The 1,581-nt window shown below is 32.5% G+C and carries 2 protein-coding genes; one reads left to right on the top strand and one right to left on the bottom strand.

The genetic code is table 11. The features are described from left to right. Positions 1 to 207 precede the first annotated feature (207 nt). Positions 208 to 1,038: an ATP-grasp domain-containing protein gene (locus VE944_RS23395; RefSeq protein WP_324982622.1), complete on the top strand. Its 831-nt coding sequence runs from the start codon at positions 208 to 210 to the stop codon at positions 1,036 to 1,038. A gap of 381 nt (positions 1,039 to 1,419) precedes the next feature. Here the strand turns inward: VE944_RS23395 and VE944_RS23390 are convergent. Further along, positions 1,420 to 1,581 (bottom strand): ATP-binding protein (locus tag VE944_RS23390; RefSeq protein ID WP_324982624.1); only part of this gene is annotated, 162 nt, incomplete at its 5' end.

Here is a 1,581-nt window from a genome sequence, read left to right as displayed (position 1 = left end):
AAAGAATCTCAGCAGGACAAACTAGCTGCGGAGATATTACAACGCTCTCAAGAACTGGATTTTACCCATTTAGAAATTATCGACTCCCAAAATAAGTTGATAGCGCGTAACCCAGTTGTTGGTACTGAGATAGTAATTTTTCAACGGCAAACAGCAAGTTAAAAACAATTCCTAATTCGTAATTTGGACATTTAAATTTAAGTATTTATGTTAGATAATGTTTCGTTATTGCTCCAAGCTTGTGAAAACTTAAACATCAGTTATGAAATTTTTAAACCTGCTGAAAATTTAATAAGAATTAAACTCAATAATAAACAGCATTATTTTTGTAACTATAGCACTCCGCTAATTAATCAAGCAGTAGCAAAAATTGTAAAAGACAAGGAATACACTTACCATATTTTAAAGCAAAAGGTCAAACTTCCTCGAACAGTAGGTTTTCTTTCCCCTTTTTGTGACATTCAATATAAAATTTATTTAAAATTTCCAAGTATTCAAGATATCGTATTAGAGATTAAAGAGAAATTTGAAACACCAGTGATTGTGAAAAGAAATTCTGGCTCTGGTGGACATAACGTTTTTTTATGCCAGAATACAGATGAAATTGAAACTGGTTTAAAAGAGATTTTTAATATTAATCAAAAGTATGATTACGTTGCTCTCGCTCAAGAATTTATTCACATTAAATCTGAGTATAGAGCGGTTTTCTTAAATAAAGAATTAGTTTTGCTCTATGAAAAAGATATAAGTGATGCAGAGTTTGCGGGGAACCTCAGCCCTTTACACTGGAATGGTGCAAAAGCAAAGTATATTAATGATCCACAAATATTGTCAGAGATTGCTAATTTTGCTAAACCAATTTTTGAAGAATTAGACCTTGATTATGGTGGTTTAGATATCGTTTTAGATCGAGATAACCAATACTGGTTGATTGAAATCAATTCTCATCCAAATTATAGTATTTTTACTAGAGACAATGGAGAGGAGCCTGTGTTGAAAATTTTTGAAAAAATGCTTATTAGCCTAGCCTCAAAATAAATAATTTAGTACTTTGGTTAGCTGATATCATCTGCGACCAAATACCACAATTTACATTATGGTTAATTTGTACAGTGCGTAAATCATAGTTTAGATAAAAAGTACTTAAACTTTTTATGTTTAAGTACTCCTGTTATGGAAAGCTATTTTCAACAATTAAATAACAGCTTATTTGCCGCACTTGCTTTCAAAAACCTACTTAAGATAGATTATTTATTCATACTTAAGTTAGTTGCAAAAATTTCATATATAGTCAACTCATGTTTTCAAACTCGTTGTATCCTAAAAAATAGGCGAATGCAGGCATAGTGTGTTGATGAATCGAGGCGAGTTAAGTAACGAACAGTGGGCTAAAATCTAAAATCTAAAATCGCATAACTCCTAACTCACCGCTCTGATTGACTGAGTTGGTATCCATACAGTAAAAATTGAGCCAATACTTACAGTTGATTCTACTTCAATTCGTCCCCGATGGAGTTCCACGAGTTGTTTAGTTAAAGCCAGTCCAAGTCCAGTACCTTCGTAGCGGCGGCGATAGGGTGT

The organism is Nostoc sp. (genome assembly GCF_035638895.1).
Lineage (GTDB): Bacteria > Cyanobacteriota > Cyanobacteriia > Cyanobacteriales > Nostocaceae > Nostoc.
The sequence above is the reverse complement of the archived record's forward strand: the minus strand, read 5'-3'. Positions and strand labels throughout refer to the sequence as shown.

Excerpts from the sequence above, each read along its gene's own strand:
- VE944_RS23395 (WP_324982622.1), top strand. The coding sequence starts at position 208 with ATGTTAGATAATGTTTCGTTATTGCTCCAAGCTTGTGAAAACTTAAAC.